Genomic DNA, 17,923 nt, shown 5'->3' with positions numbered 1-17,923 from the left:
TTAAACCTCCTTAAAAGCTAAAGCTTAACTCAAATGTATAAATGTTTCTCTTATAATCATAAATAGGGAAGTTTGAGTCAGCTCTTAAGTGGTAGTAGTTAATGTTTGCTCTCACTGCCTTTGAAATGTCAAAGATAACTCCAGATGTTAATGAATAAATTCTGTCTTTTCTTTTCTCTGCTGTCTCAGGAAATCCTCTAACTCCTCTTCCTGAATATGTATTTATGTTTCTGTAGTTCTGCCAAGTGCAGTCTCCTGCAATCTGAATGCTCAGTTTTTCAATAAAAGGATAAATTATACCAGCAGATACCCTGTGAGAGTTACTGTCCCAGTTTTTTCCCTGAGTATCATCCACTGTATAGTCATATCTTGCATATAAAACTCCCTTTTCCTTAAATGGATAAAAATATCCAGCTCCAATGCTATACTGACTTCCATCTCTGTCTTCATCAGGATCAAAACCTGTTATGTATTTAAGCATCTCCCTTTTACCATATCCAGCAAAAATCTGTGCTATATGTCCTGGGAAAATCTGAATGCTCAGGGTTGGAGTAATTGAAAAAACTGACATATACTCTCTTTCATTAAGCCACATATGGGAGTAACTTAAAGGAAGTGTTATAAATCCATTTTTAATGTTTAATCCAGGAGTTAATGTAAATGTGCTTAAAGTTGTATCGTACTTGTATGAGGAAAAGTAGTTTTTGGTGTAGATATTGAAGTCTCCTGTAAAAAATAATGCACCTTCAGTGAGAGGTCTGTAACTAAGCCTCAAGGTATTTACTATTGCAGAGTCTTTTTTCCCTGAAATCTCATCAACTGCTGAAACTCCAATTATAGTTGTTGGTTTTGATACAACATTGTCATCATACTGATATGCCATGCTCAATGTAATGCTCCACTCCTTGAATGCTGTTTTTAAAGCTGTAAGATAATCAGATGCAAACTCTGCTATATCTGTTTTTGGTTCAATCTTTATCAGAGTTTCAAGGCTTTTAATTGCCTCTTTTATCTTTCTTTCAGAAGCATATGTGAGTGCTATCTGTAAATCTGATGCCTGAGTGAGTGATGGATCAATTGATTTTGCTCTTTCAAAAGATTTTCTTGCTTCATCAAACCTTCCCATCTTTGAAAGAATAACTCCTTTGAGAAACATTACCTTTGAAGGCATAACAAACTCTTTTTCAGCCTCATTAAGCCAATGCATTGCCTCTTTAAGCTCTCCAAGAAAATATAAAACCTCAGCAATCTCAACATAGGCATCATTTATCCTTGGTATACCTGTAAGGGCTTTATAAAGATATTCTTTTGCATTTCTGTAATCTCCTGTCTGCTTGTATGTGAGTCCAAGATAAAAGGCTACCATTGTTGATGGTTTTGTTTTATAAACTTCTCTTAATATCTCAAGAGCTTCTTCATAGTTTTCCTGCCTGTATTGCTCAACTCCTTTTTGAAGGTCCTCTGCAGAAGCCAAAAAGGGAATAAATATCAGGAGTAATGCTAAAAGGAGATTTATAAAGATTTGTTTTAGCATCAAAAAAGTATAAAAAATGTTTAGAAAAAAATCAACTAATTCTCACAGGAATTCCTTTCTCCTTTAAATACTCCTTTGTCTCTCTTATTGAATACTCTCTGAAATGAAATATTGATGCAGCAAGTGCTGCATCTGCTTTGCCAAAGGCAAAGGCTTCATAAAGATGTTCTAAGGTGCCTGCACCTCCTGAGGCAATAACTGGTATTGTAACAGCCTCTGCAATTGCCCTTGTAAGCTCTATGTCATAGCCTTCACGGGTTCCATCTCTGTCCATGCTTGTAAGCAAAATCTCACCAGCACCGAATTCCTCCATTTTTTTTGCCCATAAAATAGCATCAATTGGACGCATAAGTCTTCCGCCATGAGTGGAGAGAACAAACCTTGAGTTTTCATTATAAAGCACATCCTTAAGTTCAGGATCATCAAACCATTGTTCTGGTGGATAAGCTTTTGGATTAAATGTTTTATCAACTCTTTTTGCATCTATTGCAATCACAATGCATTGTGAGCCAAAGCGTGTTGATGCCTTCTGAATAAAGTATGGGTCATGTACAGCAGTTGTATTAATGGAAACTTTATCAGCTCCTGCATTTAAAAGGTCTCTTATATCATCAATGGTTTTTATACCTCCTCCAACAGTAAGAGGCATAAATACAACTGAAGCAGTTCTTTCAACAACATCAATTATGATCTTTCTTTTTTCATGGGATGCTGTTACATCAAGAAATACAAGCTCATCAGCCTCTTCTTCATCGTAGTAAAGGGCATTCTCCACAGGATCTCCTGCGTCTCTAAGATTGAGAAAGTTCACTCCCTTTACAACTCTTCCATCTTTCACATCAAGACAGGGTATAATTCTTTTAGCAAGCATAACTTACTCCAGAACTTTTTTATTATTTATATAATTTAAGAGTTCTTCATAAATCTTTAAAAGTCTATGGGAAATTTCATAAAGCTTGTTTATACCTTCAATAATATCATCTACTTTCTCGCTGTATTCATGAGTCAGTATGTTTCTTAATTCTCTTAACATTATCCACTCCTGAGCACTATCTATTATGCCTGTTTTTTCCGCTGTATTTAAAACATCTATAAATGGTGATGACTTAACATCTTCTTCAAGAGTGATTAACAGGGTTCTCAGTAACTTTCCCATTGTCTCCTGAAGTTTTCCATAACGATATGACATCTGATCTATATATGCAAGCTCATGCTCTGTGAGTGCTTTGTATTTATCTACTGAAAGAGGTAGTAATTCTTTCAAAAAGCTTAACGATGCCTTAAGCCTTTTAGAATGAGTTTCACATATGGAAATAAGAGAGCATAATCTTTTTTTGTTTATATTTTTATACCACATGTTCTTGCTATTTCATAGATTGAATTTTTTTCAGGTTTACTAATATTTTCAACAATAATGTCTATTTTTTGTTCTCCAATCTTTATTTTAAGTTCAGCGAGAAATGAAGCCTTTGCCTCAATTATTCCATCTTTCATCTCAGTGCTTATGTATATATCTATATCTCCGCCTTTCTGAGTATCATCAGTTCTTGAACCAAAAATACGAACCTCGCAGTTTTCTCCAAAATACTTTATGGCAAGAGTTTTAATGACTTTTAAAATCTCTTCACTTAATCGCATTTACCAGCTCAATTGCCTCTTTTAAATTTATTGCACCTGAATAGATTGCTTTGCCTGTTATAACTCCCCAGAGTTTTTCTATCTCTGAAAGCTTTTTTATATCCTCCATTGATGAAACTCCACCTGAAGCAATTACAGCAATGTTGAGAGCCTCAACAACTGCTTTTATTGCCTCAATATTTGGACCTGTAAGCATTCCATCTCTTGATATGTCAGTATAAATTATTCCCCATACTCCTGAATCCTGCATCCTCAAAGCAAGCTCAATAGTTTTTATTTTTGTAATTTCAACCCAGCCCTTTACTGCCACATACCCATCCTTTGCATCAATGCCTGCAATAATTTTCTGAGGAAATCGTTTGCATACATCTTTAACAAAATCAGGATTCTCTGCTGCCACTGTTCCAAGAATTACTCTGTCAATTCCTGTGCTTAAAAGCAGTTCTATGTCCTTTATTTTTCTTATTCCTCCACCAACCTCTATTTCACCATGAAAAACTTCTCTGATTTTTTTTATTGTATTGAGATTACTGATTCTACCTTCTTTTGCTCCATCAAGGTCAACAACATGAAGAACTTCTGCTCCTTCATCCTGCCATCTTAATGCTGCTTCCTCTGGGTTGTCATAATAGACTGTTACTTCATCAAACTTGCCCTGACGAAGTCTCACGCATTTTCCATCTTTGAGATCAATTGCTGGAATAATCTTCATTTTTTAGTATAACATAACAGAATGGATGAGCTTGCAAAGGAATATGTAATTGATTTTTTTACGAAAAGACTGCTTCATTTTAAAAACTCTCCTGAATCAGTAGGATGGACACGTACAGGTCAGTTACTGCGATATGAAACAGTTCTTAAACTAATTGAGCCTGAGGGCAAAAGACTGCTTGATTTTGGCTGTGGGAAAGGAGATTTTTACGGCTTTTTAAGGGAAAGGGGAGTCAAATGCCGATATGTAGGCATAGATATAAATCCATCGCTTATAGAGTTCGCAAGAAAAAGCTATCCTGAAGCTGAGTTTCATGTTATGGATATTGAAAATGAACCATTACCAGAGGTTTTTGATTTAACCATTGCAATTGGTGTATTTAATCTTGCAGTGCAGAATGTAAAGGAGGTTATGCAAAGATGTTTAAAAATTCTTTTCCAGCATACAACCGAGCGACTCATTTTTACATGCCTCAATGAAAAAACAAAACTTAAAGATATATATGTAACCTGCTTCAGCATAAAAGAGCTTGAAAAAATTGTGAAGGCATTAACAGTTGAGTATCAAATTATGGATGATCTTGTAGAGGGTGATCTGTTCTTAATTTTGAATAAATCCTGATTATTTGAATTTAATCTGGCAACTCACTTAAAATAAAATTTATGACAGATTTGATAGAGATAGCAAAGAATGTTCTTTCCATTGAAGCAAAATCATTAGAAGATTTAAAGGACAGAATTAACGAAGATTTTCTCAAAGCTGTTGAGATAATTCACAACTCAAAGGGAAGGGTTGTTGTAACAGGAATGGGCAAGTCAGGGCTTGTTGGAAGAAAAATAGCAGCCACTCTTGCTTCCACTGGAACTCCTTCATTTTTCATGCATCCTGCTGAAGCAAGCCACGGTGATCTTGGCATGGTTACAGAAGATGATATTGTTATTGCTATATCAAACAGTGGTGAAACAGAGGAACTCTTAAGGCTTATTCCCTATCTTAAATATTTCAATGTGAAAATTATTGCTCTTACAGGAAATCCTCAATCAACCCTTGCCAGACAGGCTGATGTGACACTGGATGTCTCAGTAAAAGAGGAAGCCTGTCCATTCGGTTTTATTCCCACTGCATCAACAACAGTAACACTGGCAATGGGAGATGCTCTTGCAGTTGCGTTAATAATGCGAAATGGATTTAAAAAAGAGGATTTTGCAGTATTTCATCCTGGAGGCTCTCTTGGAAGGAAGATGCTAACAAAAGTTAAAGATTTAATGCACACAGCAGAAGAACTTCCAGTTGCTTATCCTGATACTGTAATGCTTGATGCTGTTCTGGAGATATCATCAAAAAGACTTGGCGTTGTTGTAATAGTTGATGAACATAGAAAAATTCTTGGAATTATAACTGATGGCGATGTGCGAAGAGGTGTTCAGAAATACGGTAAAGAGCTATTTGAATTAAAGGCTTCTGAGATTATGACCAGAAATCCAAAAACTATAAATGAAGAAGAGCTCGCAGCAGTAGCTCTTTCAACAATGCAGAAATATTCTATAACAAGCCTTGTTGTCCCTGCCAGTGATGGCACACTTAAAGGCTTAATTCATATTCATGATATTCTTAAAAAAGGCATTTTTTAATGAAAGTTATTTATAGAGCTTTAACCAGAGAGCTTATTCAGAATATTGTTCTTTCAATAGCCTTTTTGAATGCTATTTTAATCATTGAAAAACTGTTTAAACTGAGTAAAATCTTTGCCTCTGTTGGAATAGATTTGCCAAATCTTGTTCTACTTATAATTCTTTTACAGCCTCAGTTGCTTATTTTCACAATCCCTATGGCTTTGCTTCTTGGTGTTTTGCTTACTTATGGAAGAACTCAGGCAGATAATGAAATGACAATCTACATGGTAAGCGGAATGCCCTATAAAAAGACATTCAAACCAGCTATATACATCGGAATAGCAGCATTTTTTATTACTACTCTGATGAGCTTCTATCTTGCACCATCAGGAGTCAGTCTTGTAAGAGAAAAAATTTTAAGTATTCTTGCAGAAAGAGCACCTCTTGGATTGGAGGAAGGAGTCTTTAATCAAGGATTTAAGGATATAACAATTTTTGTGAAGGAAAAGCCTGACAATTTACATTTAAAAGAAGTGATAATTTTTGATGAGAGAAAAAATGAAACAAAGATAGTGATTGCAAAGGAAGGACTGATTAAAAAGGAAAAAGACAACATAAATTTAAGCCTGTTAGAGGGAAAAGCCTATTTTAACAAAGGCTCTTCTTTAAATGAGGTAATCTTTAAAGAGTATATATTCAAGCTTTCTCCAAATATAGACCCAATAGCAAAAAAAATCAGTGAACTTTCATTAATTGAGCTCATTTCCAAAATTGTTACTGAAAAGTCAAAAAACATAGATTATAAATTAGAACTTTACAAGAGATTGGCTTTACCCATTTTATGTATTATAAGTGTATTTTTAGCTCCTTCACTATGTCTTATTGTCGGCAAAAGTGGTAGAATTGGAGGAATTACAGTAGGACTTGCCATATTTGCAGTTTATTATATTTTCATGATATATGGAGCAAATGTTGCAAAGGCTGGGAAAACCTCACCAGAAATTGGTTCTCTTATGCCTGTTTTAGTTATGGGATTTTTAGCTTTTGCTATTTATTTCAGGATTAAAAGATGAATATTGTATGTAAAAGCTACATAAAAGAGTTTTTAAAAACTTTTTTAATTCTGCTTTTTTCAATCTCTGTTGTTCTATCAATTGTTGGGCTTATTGAAAAAATAGATGATTTTATGCCCTATAAACCTTCAGCTACTTTTTTTATTCAATACGGTCTATATAGCATACCTCGTTATGTTTTTTATCTTATACCTTTTATTACACTTGTAACCTCTCTCTTTATATTTTCAATTGGCGTAAGAAGCAGGGAGTTCTTAATTCTTTCTGTTTCTGGCGGAAGATTAAGAGCTATTTTAAAACCTTTTTTAATTTTAGGTATTGTTATTGCTATTTTTGGCTTTATATTTGGAGAGTTTATTCAACCAGAATTCACAAAAAAATTAAATATCATGGTTGAAGAATTAACCATGAAAGGAAAAAGTTCTGCACAAAAGGATATTTTTTTTAGAGCTAAAGATGGAACTGTTATAAAAATTGGAGAATATGTAGCAGGGCAAAAAAAGGCAAAGAATGTAAGAGCATTTATTATAAAAAACAATATCTTAACTAAAAGAATAGATGCTCAGGAGGCAGAAATAATGGAAAACTACTGGATTTTTAAAAATGCTCTGATTTATGATTTTCTGTCAGGCAAAGTTGAAAAATCTGAAACAATAGACTATCCGATTAATTTAAAAATATCTGTTGCTACATTTAAAGATATTAAAAAAATTGAGGAATTCGGAATATCAGAACTTATTCAGAAAAGGAAAGAACTTAAAAAGGTAGGACTGAGCAATACCAAAATTGATACTGATATTAGTGGAAGACTCTCGTACAACTTTGTAATATTTTTCATGATGGTGCTTGGTATTTCTTTACCTCTTGGTGCTCATGAAAAATTTAGTTTTCTTTTTTCAAAAACCAGAGGAGGAAGCAGTGGAATAATAACTGTAGGAATAGGTTTGCTTATAACAATAGTTTACTGGCTTATATATTCGCTTTTTATGTTTATAGGGTATTCAAAAATTTTACCACCTTTTGTTTCACCCTGGATTACACCTTTAATTTTTGGATTTGTATCAATGAAGCTTTTTTATGCAATAAAACAGTGAAACTGATTTTCAGAAAAATAACTTGATTAGGCCTGCAAAAATCCCTGTAAGAATGGCAGTTTGAGCAATTAAAAATCCTGCTACCCATTTAATTATTTCTATCTTGAATTGAACAAGCTTTACTTCTATATTTGCCTCAACTTCTTTGATTCTTGCTTCCACTTCCCTAATTCTTGCTTCCAGTTCCCTAATTCTTGCTTCCACTTCTTTTATATCTTTCCTTGTAGCAAGATCATCTTTTATTTCCTTTTCAAACTCTTTTAAAAATTCAATAAATGCCTCTGCTGCATCTTCTCCGAGTCGTTCTCTTACTGATTTTGGTAAACTTAATACAGGCATGTTTAAAAATATCAAACTCAGAATAAAAAAATCAATACATTTCAGTAAAAAGCATTTTCTATATGCTCAATCTTATTGTCTTTTATGGCTATAACATCAAATCTTACAGGATATTCTTTGCCCAGTTTATTTAGATAAAAAAGTGCCAACTTTTTAAGCCTTTCCTGCTTCCTGTAGTTCACTGCCATCTCAGGATTCCCAAAATTCTCCGAGATTCTTCTTTTAACTTCTATGATAACAATATATTTGCCCTGCTTTGCTATTATATCTATCTCGCCAAATTGGGTGCGAAAATTTCTTTCAAGGATTTTATATCCTCTTGCTAAAAGATACTCAACTGCCAGTCTCTCTCCTTCTTTACCAAGCTCTACTCTTCCCACTGTCTTACATCAAGGCTATGTCCTGCAATTCTCTTAAAAAGTGAAGGAATTTCTTCTATTTCTGTAATCTCTTTCTGACATAGCAATTTTAAAACTTCACGGATAGAGGCAAAATCTTCCCACATGCCCTGAAGATTCTCACCTACTTTGGAGTAAAGTTCTTCGCCTTTTTCATCCCAATCAATAAGTAAAACAATCTTTTCAAATTTTTGAGCTATGGTTTCAGTAAACTCATATATGGATTTTCCACTGTGCAGTGTTATTATTTCACCATCAAAGCCAATGTCTCTTAAAGCTTTCTTATCCTTTTTGCCTTCTACAATGATTGGAACAAGCTTGTTGATCTCATAAAGATAATGAAGAACTTCTCTTATTTTTTCTGCTCTTTCCCAATCAAGCGGGATAAATTCTTTTTTGTTCTTTATCTGCCTTTTATGAAGTGACATGATAAAATCTTCCCCTGAATTCCTCTTCTGTCATTTTTACCACACTGGCAAGGGCTTTGAGACGCTCTCCTTCAAAGTCTTCCTTTTCAAGCCTTATCATATATTTTCTTCCAACTTCATAGTTTTCTGATGTAATATCAACCTTTCTTATTTTAACTTTACCTGTTTTATAATCCATAAGCTCAACAAAGGGAATGGGTCTTAGATGTCCTTCTTCAAAGGTTATCATAGCTCCTGTGCCACCTCTCAGTAAATAGCGAACCGCACCATATCCAAGATTTCTTGTGTATTCTATGTCATATGGAATAGGATCTGCTGATCTCAGTTCATAACCTATGTTTTTATCAACAATTGTTAGCTTAATCCCCATCTCTTCAAGAGATTTTTTAACAAAGTTTTTCATAATTCTTCCAAGCTGAATCTCACTGAGTCTTACTCTTCCTGTTTCATCTTTCTCAAGCTGTTCGTACTCACTTAGTTCTTCAGGATCAAATTTTTCAGATAAACCTTCTGCAAGAATTGCAACTCCGTGGTCTCTTCCCATGCTCAATCTTTTAATTATTGCTCCAGTGAGAATATCAGCCACTTTCTTGAAAGAAATTTTTTCCTCTAAAAACTCTTCAGGAATTATTGTAAGTGTTGCTCCTGCTGCTTTACCCACTCCCAGAGCAAGATGTCCTGTGTATCTTCCCATTATTGTGAGAAAATACCATCTTGCTGTAACCCTTGCATCTTCCATAATGTTTTTTACAATCTCTACTCCCCAGTGCCTTGCTGTCTCATATCCAAATGTGGAAGCACCTCCTGGAAGAGGAAGGTCATTGTCTATTGTTTTTGGAACATGAACTACATTTATCTCTCCCCTTGCTTCTCTTTCTATCCAGTTTGCCATAAAAAGAGTTCCATCTCCACCAATTGTAATAAGATATTTTATTCCAAGAGCTTTCAATGTTTTCATTAAAATGGGAAATCTTTCTTTAACTCTTTCTGCATGTTCACGGGATGTCCTCAGTATTGAGCCACCCTTTGTATGTATTCTTGATACATCATCAACAGTAAGAGGCACAGCACAGGAAAGATCACCATCAAAAAGAGGTTTAAATCCGCCTTTTATTCCCACAACTTTTTTACCCTGATTTACTGCTTCAATTGTTGCAGCACTTATTGTTCCATTTATTCCAGGAGCAGGTCCTCCACCTACAATAATTCCAACTGTTTCCATAAAATGCCTCCTATATCTTTACAGGCAGTTTGACAACTTTTACAGTCCTGTTAACAATATCTTTCGTGTTGAAAACCTTTAGCTTGCTAAATAATAATTCAAATCTGTCTTCAAGCTCTTTCATAATGGGTTCTTTAACCTCTTTTGGCAGGCTCCACCACTCTTTTTTAAAGGGACCGAATCCTTTTTTACGCGTGCTATAAATAAACTGTTCCTCTGTCTGTCCCTCCTTCCATTCAGAGGCAAACTGTTTTTTAAGAAATTCATAAATCATTTTCCTGAAATCATCTGGCAAAGCTTTGCTATCATAGATTATATTCTGAAATCCTGTTGCAAGATGTATTTCTGAAGTTCCTGTTTCAGGGAATTTATCAAATGCCTCCTCTGGAAGTGTACTTGCACCATGCTGAACACATCCGCTTAGTCCATACTCTTTTCTTACAAGTTCGGAAAGAACTCTTAAAGTTTCAAAATCAATCTTTACCTGTGCAATGCTTCCATCAGGAAGCACTACTCCACCATGTTTTGTTCCAGTTTGCACACTCAGTTTGCTTAGTCCTTTGTTTCCTTTGTAAACATCCTTAAATCCGTCAAGATAAGCTCTTGCTTCTTCAGGTGTGCTATTTTTACCGCCAATTTCACCAATTTCTCCGCCTATTGATATAATAATACCTTCAGGTTGAAGACTGCGGACATATTCTGCAAGCTGAGCAGTATATTCAAAGTTTGGCCTTTGTTGTTCATACACTGAATCTTTGCTTAAGTCAACCAGAGTGGAAGTGTCAATGTCTATATTGTAAAACTCTGCTTCAACTGCCTCTTTTATTAAGCCTTTTACATAATTAACTTCAGCTTCAGGGTCTTTTTCAAAATGCCTTTTTACTATCTGGAAGTGATCTCCCTGAAGGAAAACAGGACCTATAAAGCCTTCTCTTACAGCAGCAGCTAAAACACAGGCTGAGTATTCAAGAGGTCTCTGTTTTGTATAACCTATTTCAGAACGAGCAATCTCAAATATCAAAGCACCAACATTTTTCTCCTTTGCCTTTCTAAAGATTGCTCTTGCTACATCATATGTTAATCCTCTGATGTTAATTGCAGGAACTGTAAATCCCGGAAATTCTCTTCCCATTTCCTCATATAATCCCTGAATTGAAGCTGGTATTGCTCCCATTTCTTTTGCGATTTCTTTAATTATTGAAAGTTTTTTTGTTCTTAAATCATCTACTTCTTCAAAAACTGCATCAAATATGAGTTCATCCATTAAATTTTTAATTGATTCTTTATTTTTTACTGTAATTTTCCCATTTTTAATTTCCACTGCTTCTACAAATTTTTCAAATCCCATAATGCACCTCCTGAAAATTTTTTTATATTATACTAATTTTTAGAAATAGACTTGAAGCATTTCAATTGAAAAATTTACAAAGGAATTTCATTTATTTTAAAATATCACTAATGTTATGGCAGAACTTATTCAATTTTTAAGAAATACCTATCCCTTCAACAAACTTCCTGATGAAGAAATAAAAAATTTATCCAGATTTTTATTAAAAAGAGAATATCAGAAGGGAGATATAATTTTTAAAGAAGGCAATCAAATATTGAAATTTCTTTATATAATCCACAAAGGTGAAGTTTTTCTTGAAAAAAACAATCAACTTGTATATCACCTGAAAGAAGGAGATATTTTTGGTTATGTTTCTCTACTTGGAGAACTTCCTCCTGTTACCACAGCAAGAGTTATAGAGGACAGAACAGTTGTATTAGAACTGCCAAAAGATATTTTTCTTAATCTTTTGACCAAATACGATGAATTTGCAAAATTTTTTACAAAGGAACTTGCAAAAAGAGTTCACAGAGTTCCTCAAACAAAAACTTCTTTTCAAATGGAAAGACTTATTGATGTCAGAGTGAAGGACATAAAACTAAAAGAGCCTGTGATTATTGACTCAGAAACAATGCTTCAAGAGGTAATAAAATTAATGGCAGATAAAGACTCAACTTTCTGTCTTGTTAAAACTGACAATACAGTTGGTATTATTACAGAAAGAGATATAATAAAAAAAGTTCTTGCAAAAGATTTAAATCCTCAGGAGATAAAAGCAAAAGATATAGCAACTTTTCCTGTAATAGAGGTATCTTCATCAGAGCCACTTTTTAATGCTCTTCTTACAATGGCAAAGCATGGAATAAGAAAACTTGTAATAAAGAATGGTGACACTATTTCAGGCGTTCTTGATGACAGAACAGTTATATCATATGAAAGTAAGAATATAATTTTCCTCATAAAAGAGATTAATAAAGCAAAATCAGCGGAAGAGCTTGCCTATATTTACTCACTTATACAGGACAGCATTATTGAAGGTGTTTTAAGTGGAATGGATCCAGAGTATGTTGGCAAGTATATTGCAGAATTAAATGATCATTTTATGAGAAAAGCAGCACAGATTACAGAAAATCTTCTTGGCACAGCACCTGCTTCATACAGTGTTATAGTTATTGGCTCAGAAGGAAGAAAAGAACAAAGTCTCAAAACTGATCAGGACAATGCTTTAATTTATGAAAATAAAAAAGAAGAGTATTTTGAAAAATTCTCCCAAACTTATATTGAACTACTTCTTGAAATAGGCTTCCCACCCTGTCCTGGAAATGTCATGCTAAATAATTCTTACTGGAGAAAAAGCAAAGAAGAATGGTTTAAAGAGATAAACCAGTGGATTGAAAATCCCAAACCAGAAAATGTTCTTAATATCAGTATATTTTTTGATTTCAGAAGTATTGCAGGTTCTGAATCCCTTGTGGAAGAATTAAGAGATTATATAAAGAAAAAAATAAAGATAAGTAAAACATTCCTTCCTTTTCTTGCCTCTGAAGCAGTAAGGTTCAAGCCTCCATTGAGTTTTTTTAAAACTTTTTTAGTTGAAAAATCAGGAAAACATAAAGGGGAAATTGATATAAAAAAATATGGAATTTTTCCAATAGTCCAAGGGATAAGAGTTTTAGCTCTTGATAACGAAGTAAATGAGACCAATACCTTTGAAAGAATAAGAAGATTAAAAACTAAAGGAGTCTTCACAGAAGAATTTTCAAGAGACTTAGAAGAATCCTATAGATTTTTAATGAGCCTCAGGTTAAAATCGCAGGCTAAGAAAATAAGAGAAGGGAAAACTCCAGACAACTACATTGCTCCCCACAGCCTTTCAAAAACTGAAAGAGGAGTTTTAAAGGATTCCTTTAAGAAGATTGAAGAATTTCAAAAGCTTCTTTTTGATAAATACAATTTAAGATATTTTTCTTAAAGTTGTAACTTTTCTACACATCAGCATTTTACTTTTCGTAACACTAAAAATCGCATCCTTTTATAACTCATTGAATTTTAGTATTTTTTTATCTGGCATTTCTTTTGCTAAACATTAAAGTATGGTGAAAATAATAGAAGACACAATAGAGTTTCTAAAAACTGTACCACCTTTTGAGTTTTTAGATACAGAAGTGCTAAATTCCATAGCTGTTAAAACTTCAATGGAGTATTATCCTAAAGGAACTCATATACTCATTCAGGATGGTTCGCCAAGTGAATTCCTTTATATTATAAAAAAAGGCGGGATAAAAGTTTACAGAAAAGTTGATACAGAAGAAATAACAATTGATTTCAGAAGTGAGGGTAATTCTTTCTGATTTGTATCTTTAATAAGTGGAGATAAATCCCGTGCGAATGTTGTTGCAATAGAGGACACAATCTGTTATTTAATTCCAAAAAATACAATCCTTAATCTTATGAATAAATATCCTGAGGTAAGAGATTTTTATTTAAAATCCTTCATGAACATATATCTTGATAAAAAATATGCTGAAGAAACTTCAAAGAAAACCCTTACAGCTACAGTTGATAAAATCCTTTTCACCACCACTGTAGAAGAAATAGCATCAAAAAATGTAATTTCTGTGCCTGAGCATACTCCTTTGAGAGAAGCTGCAAGAATAATGTGTGAGAATGGAATAAGCTCTCTTGTTATAATGAATTCCGAAGGAATTCCAGTAGGAATAATAACAGATAAAGACCTTAGAAGAAAGGTAGTTGCAGCTGCAAGAGATGTTAATGAACCTGTGAAAAATATAATGAGCTTTCCAATAATTAACGTAGATGCAAAGGACTACTGTTTTGAAGCAATTGTAAGAATGCTTAAATACAATATCCATCATCTTCTTGTAATCAAAAATGGACAGATTGGCGGAATAATTACAAATCATGACATTATGATGCTTCAGGGTTTTTCTCCAGTAACAATTGTAAGAGATATTGAAATGCAACAGAGTATTGAAGGAATTATTAGTACGTCAAAACAGATAACCAATCTTGTAGGTAATTTACTTCAGCAGGGTGCAAAAGCAAGTAATATTACCAGGATTATCACTGAAATAAATGATAGAATAGTTAGAAAAATAGCGCAGTTTGCTGAAAGAGAATTCGGTCCTCCACCCGTGCCTTATTGCTGGATAGTTTTTGGTTCTGAAGGCAGAAAGGAGCAGACATTTAAAACTGATCAGGACAATGCTTTAATTTATTCAGATCCTCCAGAAGGACAAGAAGAATCAATAAGAAAGTATTTTCTTGAATTTGCACATTATATTAAAGATAGCCTTCTTAAATGTGGTTTTCCAGCCTGTCCAGGAGATATTATGGCAAGTAATCCAAAATGGTGTCAGCCTCTTAAAATATGGAAAAAATACTTTTCTCAATGGATATATACACCAAAGGGTGAATCAATAACTCTTTCTAATATATTTTTTGATTTCAGAGCTATTTATGGAGAATTTTCTCTTGAAGAATCTCTGAGAGATTATCTTTTAAACACTGTTAAAGATCAGAAAATCTTTTTAGGTTATCTTGCAAATCTTGCTGTAAAAAATAAGCCTCCTCTGGGATTTTTCAAAACATTTGTAGTTGAAAAAAGCGGAGAACATAAAGACAAACTTAACATAAAAATAAAAGGAATTGCTCCAATTGTGGATATTGTGAGACTTTTCAGTCTTGAAAAAGGAATAAGAGAGACCTCTACCCTGGAGAGAATTGAAGCACTTAAAAATAAGCATGGCGTAGTTAAAGATTATGCAGAAGAAATTATTTATGCCTTTGAGTTTCTCATGCTTTTAAGAATAAAACATCAGTATGAACAGGTAATTCAGGGAATAATGCCAGATAACTTTATAGATCCAGAGACTCTCAGCAATCTTGAAAAGAAATTGCTTAAGGATACATTTCATCTTATATCAAAGTTACAGGATATTTTGATTGAAAGATATAAGCTTATGATTATTTGAAATGCTTTCAATATTTAGAAAAAAGAAAAAAATTCCTGAATATAAAGGAATATCAATTGCTGAAACAGAGTTTGCGGTTGTGGATACTGAACTTACAGGACTAAACGAATTAAGGGACACGATTATTGCTATCGGAGGCATAAAAATGAAAGGTAAATCAATAAGAATGGGTGAAATATTTTACAGAACAATAAAACCAGACAAGTTTGTAAAAAAAGACAGCATAATGGTTCACGAGATTACACCAGCAGAACTGGAAGCATGTCCTGAAATAACTCCAGTGCTAAGAGAGTATCTTTCTTTTGTAAAGAATTCAGTAATTGTAGGGCATTGTGTATCAATTGATATAGCATTTCTTAAAAAAGCAATTCACAGATATCTTAGGCAGACCTATGAACCAATGGCAATAGATACATTTGTTATTTATAGATGGCTTATTCACAAAGGGTTATTACCCGAAAACTTTATAAATAATAATTCATTAAAAGATGTAGCTTTATCACTTGGAATTGAACCAAAAGAGTTGCATGATGCACTGGCTGATGCTTTTATCACTGCTCAGGTTTTTCAAAAGCTAATACCATTACTTGGAGATATCAAGATTTATACTACCCAGGAACTTATGGACATAGGGAATCCCAATATATCCGGATATATGGGAGTTGAAAAAAAACAGACATTTCAATTTTAAGAAGGAGGTTTTAAGATGAAGGAAAAAATTTTAAGTTCTTCTGAATTCAAAAGTCTTGTAAGAAGTAAGAATGCCATTTCCCTAATGCTTACTCTGGCTGAACTGGTGGTTTACTTTGGCTTTATTCTGCTTATAGCTTACAACAAAGAATTTCTCAGTCAGAAAATCTACGGACCTGTTACTGTAGGAATTCCGATTGGTATAGGTGTGATAATTGTCTCATGGATTTTTACAGGAATTTATGTGGCATGGTCAAACAAGAAGTATGACCAAAAAGTAACGGAGATTAAAGAAAAAATAGGAGGTGTATAATGCAAACAGTTTTAGGACAGCCAACTTTAACCGGTATATTTTTCTTTCTTTTGTTTGTATTAATAACTCTTTATATTACCTACTGGGCAGCTAAAAGAACAAGAACGACAACAGAGTTTTATGCTGCTGGAAGAAGCATTACAGGACTACAGAATGGGCTTGCTCTGGCTGGTGATTATATGTCTGCAGCATCCTTTTTAGGAATTGCTGGATTGGTTTCTCTTAAAGGATACGATGGCTTAATTTATGCAGTAGGCTGGCTTGTTGGATGGCCTATTGTTATGTTTCTCATTGCCGAACCATTAAGAAATCTTGGCAAATACACTTTTGCAGATGTTGTGGCTTACAGGCTTAAACAAAGACCAATCAGAACAGCAGCAGCCACAGGAGCTTTAATAACTGTGCTATTCTATCTTATTGCACAGATGGTTGGAGCAGGTTCATTAATAAAACTTATGTTCGGACTGCCTTATGAAGTTGCTATAATAATTGTAGGATGCCTGATGATAGCCTATGTTCTTTTTGGTGGAATGCTTGCAACCACCTGGGTTCAGATTATAAAAGCATGCCTGCTTCTTGGCGGTGCAACTTTACTGGTTTTACTAACCCTTTATAAGTTTGGCTTCAACTATGTGGACCTCTTTTCAACTGTTACTACACAGTATGGTGAAAAATTTGTTCAACCTGGTGGTTTGATAACAAATCCTCTTGATGCTATATCTCTTGGAATTGCCTTAATGTTTGGAACTGCAGGGCTTCCCCACATACTTATGAGATTTTACACTGTTCCAGATGCCAAGGAAGCAAGAAAGTCAGTATTCTACGCAACAGGATTTATTGGTTATTTCTATATTCTTACATTTACAATCGGTTTTGGAGCTGCAGCCTTGGTAGGACAGGAAATCATAAAGAAAATTGACAAGGGTGGTAATATGGCAGCTCCACTTTTAGCAGAAGCGCTTGGCGGTGAAATATTTCTTGGATTTTTAGCTGCTGTTGCCTTTGCAACAATTCTTGCAGTGGTTGCAGGTTTAACCTTAGCTGGAGCTTCAGCAGTATCCCATGACATCTATGTTGGAGTTATTAGAAGAGGAAAGGCAGATGAAAAACAGGAAGTAAAAGCAGCTAAAATTGCAACCCTCTGTCTTGGTATCCTTGCAATAGTTCTTGGTATAGTTTTTAAAGGACAGAATGTAGCCTTCATGGTAGGTTTAGCATTTGCAGTTGCTGCTTCTGCAAACTTTCCAGCATTGCTTATGTCTATTTTCTGGAGAAAGTTTACAACTCAGGGAGCTGTATGGAGCATTTATACAGGCCTGGTTTTGAGTGTAGTTTTGATTATTCTGAGTCCCACTGTATGGGTGGATATTTTGAAAAATCCTCAGGCAATATTTCCATTGAAAAATCCTGGAATAGTTTCTTTCTTTGCTTCTTTTGCTATGGGGATTATAGTATCACTTTTAACACAGGAAAAAGAAGCTGAAGCAAAGTTTGAATCTGAAAAAATAAGATCTTATATTGGAGTTGGAGCAGAATAAATGTTA

20 protein-coding genes are annotated in these 17,923 nt (G+C 34.1%); 10 read left to right on the top strand and 10 right to left on the bottom strand.

Features of this window, described 5'->3' with window-relative positions; translation table 11 throughout:
• Positions 1 to 10 precede the first annotated feature (10 nt).
• The 5 genes from ACYQ3X_RS00590 to hisA all read right to left on the bottom strand — a co-directional run bounded on the left by ACYQ3X_RS00590 (position 11) and on the right by hisA (position 3,884).
• The gene (locus ACYQ3X_RS00590) at positions 11 to 1,474 is read right to left on the bottom strand and encodes a surface lipoprotein assembly modifier (RefSeq protein ID WP_460179903.1); all 1,464 of its coding nucleotides are present in this window, start codon (positions 1,472 to 1,474) and stop codon (positions 11 to 13) included.
• A gap of 91 nt (positions 1,475 to 1,565) precedes the next feature.
• Positions 1,566 to 2,405: an imidazole glycerol phosphate synthase subunit HisF gene (gene hisF / locus ACYQ3X_RS00585; protein WP_460179902.1), complete on the bottom strand. Its 840-nt coding sequence runs from the start codon at positions 2,403 to 2,405 to the stop codon at positions 1,566 to 1,568.
• 3 nt (positions 2,406 to 2,408) lie between these two features.
• Entirely contained in the window at positions 2,409 to 2,891 is a 483-nt protein-coding gene (locus tag ACYQ3X_RS00580; protein WP_460179901.1) for a hypothetical protein, read from the bottom strand.
• The gene (locus ACYQ3X_RS00575) at positions 2,873 to 3,172 is read right to left on the bottom strand and encodes a nucleotidyltransferase domain-containing protein (protein WP_460179900.1); all 300 of its coding nucleotides are present in this window, start codon (positions 3,170 to 3,172) and stop codon (positions 2,873 to 2,875) included. The genes ACYQ3X_RS00580 and ACYQ3X_RS00575 overlap by 19 nt, the downstream gene beginning before the upstream one ends.
• Positions 3,159 to 3,884 (bottom strand): 1-(5-phosphoribosyl)-5-[(5-phosphoribosylamino)methylideneamino]imidazole-4-carboxamide isomerase, encoded by a 726-nt coding sequence (gene hisA, locus ACYQ3X_RS00570; RefSeq protein WP_460179899.1) that lies wholly within the window; start codon positions 3,882 to 3,884, stop codon positions 3,159 to 3,161. Before hisA ends, ACYQ3X_RS00575 begins: the two co-directional genes overlap by 14 nt.
• A gap of 21 nt (positions 3,885 to 3,905) precedes the next feature.
• On the opposite strand from hisA, the gene ACYQ3X_RS00565 reads away from it, so the two are divergent.
• From ACYQ3X_RS00565 to ACYQ3X_RS00550, 4 genes are read left to right on the top strand one after another with little or no spacing between them, the layout of a single operon-like run.
• Positions 3,906 to 4,505, top strand: a complete 600-nt coding sequence (locus ACYQ3X_RS00565) for a class I SAM-dependent methyltransferase (RefSeq protein ID WP_460179898.1) — start codon at positions 3,906 to 3,908, stop codon at positions 4,503 to 4,505.
• 41 nt (positions 4,506 to 4,546) lie between these two features.
• Positions 4,547 to 5,515, top strand: coding sequence for a KpsF/GutQ family sugar-phosphate isomerase (locus ACYQ3X_RS00560; protein WP_460179897.1), 969 nt, complete (start codon positions 4,547 to 4,549; stop codon positions 5,513 to 5,515).
• Positions 5,515 to 6,570, top strand: coding sequence for an LptF/LptG family permease (locus tag ACYQ3X_RS00555; protein ID WP_460179896.1), 1,056 nt, complete (start codon positions 5,515 to 5,517; stop codon positions 6,568 to 6,570). The genes ACYQ3X_RS00560 and ACYQ3X_RS00555 overlap by 1 nt, the downstream gene beginning before the upstream one ends.
• Positions 6,567 to 7,664 (top strand): LptF/LptG family permease, encoded by a 1,098-nt coding sequence (locus ACYQ3X_RS00550; RefSeq protein ID WP_460179895.1) that lies wholly within the window; start codon positions 6,567 to 6,569, stop codon positions 7,662 to 7,664. Before ACYQ3X_RS00555 ends, ACYQ3X_RS00550 begins: the two co-directional genes overlap by 4 nt.
• Before the next feature lie 9 nt (positions 7,665 to 7,673).
• On the opposite strand, the gene ACYQ3X_RS00545 is transcribed toward ACYQ3X_RS00550, so the two are convergent.
• From ACYQ3X_RS00545 to ACYQ3X_RS00525, 5 genes are read right to left on the bottom strand one after another with little or no spacing between them, the layout of a single operon-like run.
• On the bottom strand, positions 7,674 to 8,003 hold the full coding sequence (locus ACYQ3X_RS00545; RefSeq protein ID WP_460179894.1) for an LA_3696 family protein: 330 nt from the start codon (positions 8,001 to 8,003) through the stop codon (positions 7,674 to 7,676).
• A gap of 41 nt (positions 8,004 to 8,044) precedes the next feature.
• Complete coding sequence (locus ACYQ3X_RS00540; RefSeq protein WP_460179893.1) at positions 8,045 to 8,383, bottom strand: YraN family protein; 339 nt, start codon at positions 8,381 to 8,383, stop codon at positions 8,045 to 8,047.
• Positions 8,371 to 8,829 carry a toprim domain-containing protein gene (locus ACYQ3X_RS00535; RefSeq protein ID WP_460179892.1) on the bottom strand — a complete coding sequence of 153 codons (459 nt, stop codon included), beginning with the start codon at positions 8,827 to 8,829 and terminating at the stop codon, positions 8,371 to 8,373. The genes ACYQ3X_RS00540 and ACYQ3X_RS00535 overlap by 13 nt, the downstream gene beginning before the upstream one ends.
• Positions 8,816 to 10,051, bottom strand: a complete 1,236-nt coding sequence (pfp, locus tag ACYQ3X_RS00530) for a diphosphate--fructose-6-phosphate 1-phosphotransferase (RefSeq protein ID WP_460179891.1) — start codon at positions 10,049 to 10,051, stop codon at positions 8,816 to 8,818. The genes ACYQ3X_RS00535 and pfp overlap by 14 nt, the downstream gene beginning before the upstream one ends.
• A 10-nt stretch (positions 10,052 to 10,061) precedes the next feature.
• A complete protein-coding gene (locus ACYQ3X_RS00525) occupies positions 10,062 to 11,399 on the bottom strand; it encodes a class II fructose-bisphosphate aldolase (protein WP_460179890.1) in 1,338 nt (445 codons plus the stop codon).
• 115 nt (positions 11,400 to 11,514) lie between these two features.
• Between ACYQ3X_RS00525 and ACYQ3X_RS00520 the strand changes: the two genes are divergently transcribed.
• The 6 genes from ACYQ3X_RS00520 to actP all read left to right on the top strand — a co-directional run bounded on the left by ACYQ3X_RS00520 (position 11,515) and on the right by actP (position 17,917).
• Entirely contained in the window at positions 11,515 to 13,353 is a 1,839-nt protein-coding gene (locus ACYQ3X_RS00520; protein WP_460179889.1) for a putative nucleotidyltransferase substrate binding domain-containing protein, read from the top strand.
• Between the two features lie 121 nt (positions 13,354 to 13,474).
• Entirely contained in the window at positions 13,475 to 13,732 is a 258-nt protein-coding gene (locus ACYQ3X_RS00515) for a hypothetical protein (RefSeq protein WP_460179888.1), read from the top strand.
• A 99-nt stretch (positions 13,733 to 13,831) separates the two neighbouring features.
• On the top strand, positions 13,832 to 15,376 hold the full coding sequence (locus ACYQ3X_RS00510) for a DUF294 nucleotidyltransferase-like domain-containing protein (RefSeq protein WP_460179887.1): 1,545 nt from the start codon (positions 13,832 to 13,834) through the stop codon (positions 15,374 to 15,376).
• A 1-nt stretch (position 15,377) separates the two neighbouring features.
• Complete coding sequence (locus ACYQ3X_RS00505; RefSeq protein ID WP_460179886.1) at positions 15,378 to 16,067, top strand: 3'-5' exonuclease; 690 nt, start codon at positions 15,378 to 15,380, stop codon at positions 16,065 to 16,067.
• Between the two features lie 15 nt (positions 16,068 to 16,082).
• The gene (locus ACYQ3X_RS00500) at positions 16,083 to 16,379 is read left to right on the top strand and encodes a DUF485 domain-containing protein (RefSeq protein ID WP_460179885.1); all 297 of its coding nucleotides are present in this window, start codon (positions 16,083 to 16,085) and stop codon (positions 16,377 to 16,379) included.
• Positions 16,379 to 17,917: a cation/acetate symporter ActP gene (gene actP / locus ACYQ3X_RS00495; RefSeq protein WP_460179884.1), complete on the top strand. Its 1,539-nt coding sequence runs from the start codon at positions 16,379 to 16,381 to the stop codon at positions 17,915 to 17,917. Before ACYQ3X_RS00500 ends, actP begins: the two co-directional genes overlap by 1 nt.
• The last annotated feature ends 6 nt before the right edge of the window (positions 17,918 to 17,923 follow it).

The sequence above is a fragment of the Thermodesulfovibrio sp. TK110 genome (assembly GCF_054658355.1).
This window is presented reverse-complemented; position numbering and strand designations above follow the sequence as displayed.

Bases quoted from the DNA above. Each gene is read 5' to 3' on its own strand.
- hisF (WP_460179902.1), bottom strand. From the start codon at position 2,405: ATGCTTGCTAAAAGAATTATACCCTGTCTTGATGTGAAAGATGGAAGA.
- ACYQ3X_RS00580 (WP_460179901.1), bottom strand. From the start codon at position 2,891: ATGTGGTATAAAAATATAAACAAAAAAAGATTATGCTCTCTTATTTCC.
- ACYQ3X_RS00575 (WP_460179900.1), bottom strand. From the start codon at position 3,172: ATGCGATTAAGTGAAGAGATTTTAAAAGTCATTAAAACTCTTGCCATA.
- hisA (WP_460179899.1), bottom strand. From the start codon at position 3,884: ATGAAGATTATTCCAGCAATTGATCTCAAAGATGGAAAATGCGTGAGA.
- ACYQ3X_RS00565 (WP_460179898.1), top strand. From the start codon at position 3,906: ATGGATGAGCTTGCAAAGGAATATGTAATTGATTTTTTTACGAAAAGA.
- ACYQ3X_RS00560 (WP_460179897.1), top strand. From the start codon at position 4,547: ATGACAGATTTGATAGAGATAGCAAAGAATGTTCTTTCCATTGAAGCA.
- ACYQ3X_RS00555 (WP_460179896.1), top strand. From the start codon at position 5,515: ATGAAAGTTATTTATAGAGCTTTAACCAGAGAGCTTATTCAGAATATT.
- ACYQ3X_RS00550 (WP_460179895.1), top strand. From the start codon at position 6,567: ATGAATATTGTATGTAAAAGCTACATAAAAGAGTTTTTAAAAACTTTT.
- ACYQ3X_RS00545 (WP_460179894.1), bottom strand. From the start codon at position 8,003: ATGCCTGTATTAAGTTTACCAAAATCAGTAAGAGAACGACTCGGAGAA.
- ACYQ3X_RS00535 (WP_460179892.1), bottom strand. From the start codon at position 8,829: ATGTCACTTCATAAAAGGCAGATAAAGAACAAAAAAGAATTTATCCCG.
- pfp (WP_460179891.1), bottom strand. From the start codon at position 10,051: ATGGAAACAGTTGGAATTATTGTAGGTGGAGGACCTGCTCCTGGAATA.
- ACYQ3X_RS00525 (WP_460179890.1), bottom strand. From the start codon at position 11,399: ATGGGATTTGAAAAATTTGTAGAAGCAGTGGAAATTAAAAATGGGAAA.
- ACYQ3X_RS00520 (WP_460179889.1), top strand. From the start codon at position 11,515: ATGGCAGAACTTATTCAATTTTTAAGAAATACCTATCCCTTCAACAAA.
- ACYQ3X_RS00515 (WP_460179888.1), top strand. From the start codon at position 13,475: ATGGTGAAAATAATAGAAGACACAATAGAGTTTCTAAAAACTGTACCA.
- ACYQ3X_RS00510 (WP_460179887.1), top strand. From the start codon at position 13,832: ATGAATAAATATCCTGAGGTAAGAGATTTTTATTTAAAATCCTTCATG.
- ACYQ3X_RS00505 (WP_460179886.1), top strand. From the start codon at position 15,378: ATGCTTTCAATATTTAGAAAAAAGAAAAAAATTCCTGAATATAAAGGA.
- ACYQ3X_RS00500 (WP_460179885.1), top strand. From the start codon at position 16,083: ATGAAGGAAAAAATTTTAAGTTCTTCTGAATTCAAAAGTCTTGTAAGA.
- actP (WP_460179884.1), top strand. From the start codon at position 16,379: ATGCAAACAGTTTTAGGACAGCCAACTTTAACCGGTATATTTTTCTTT.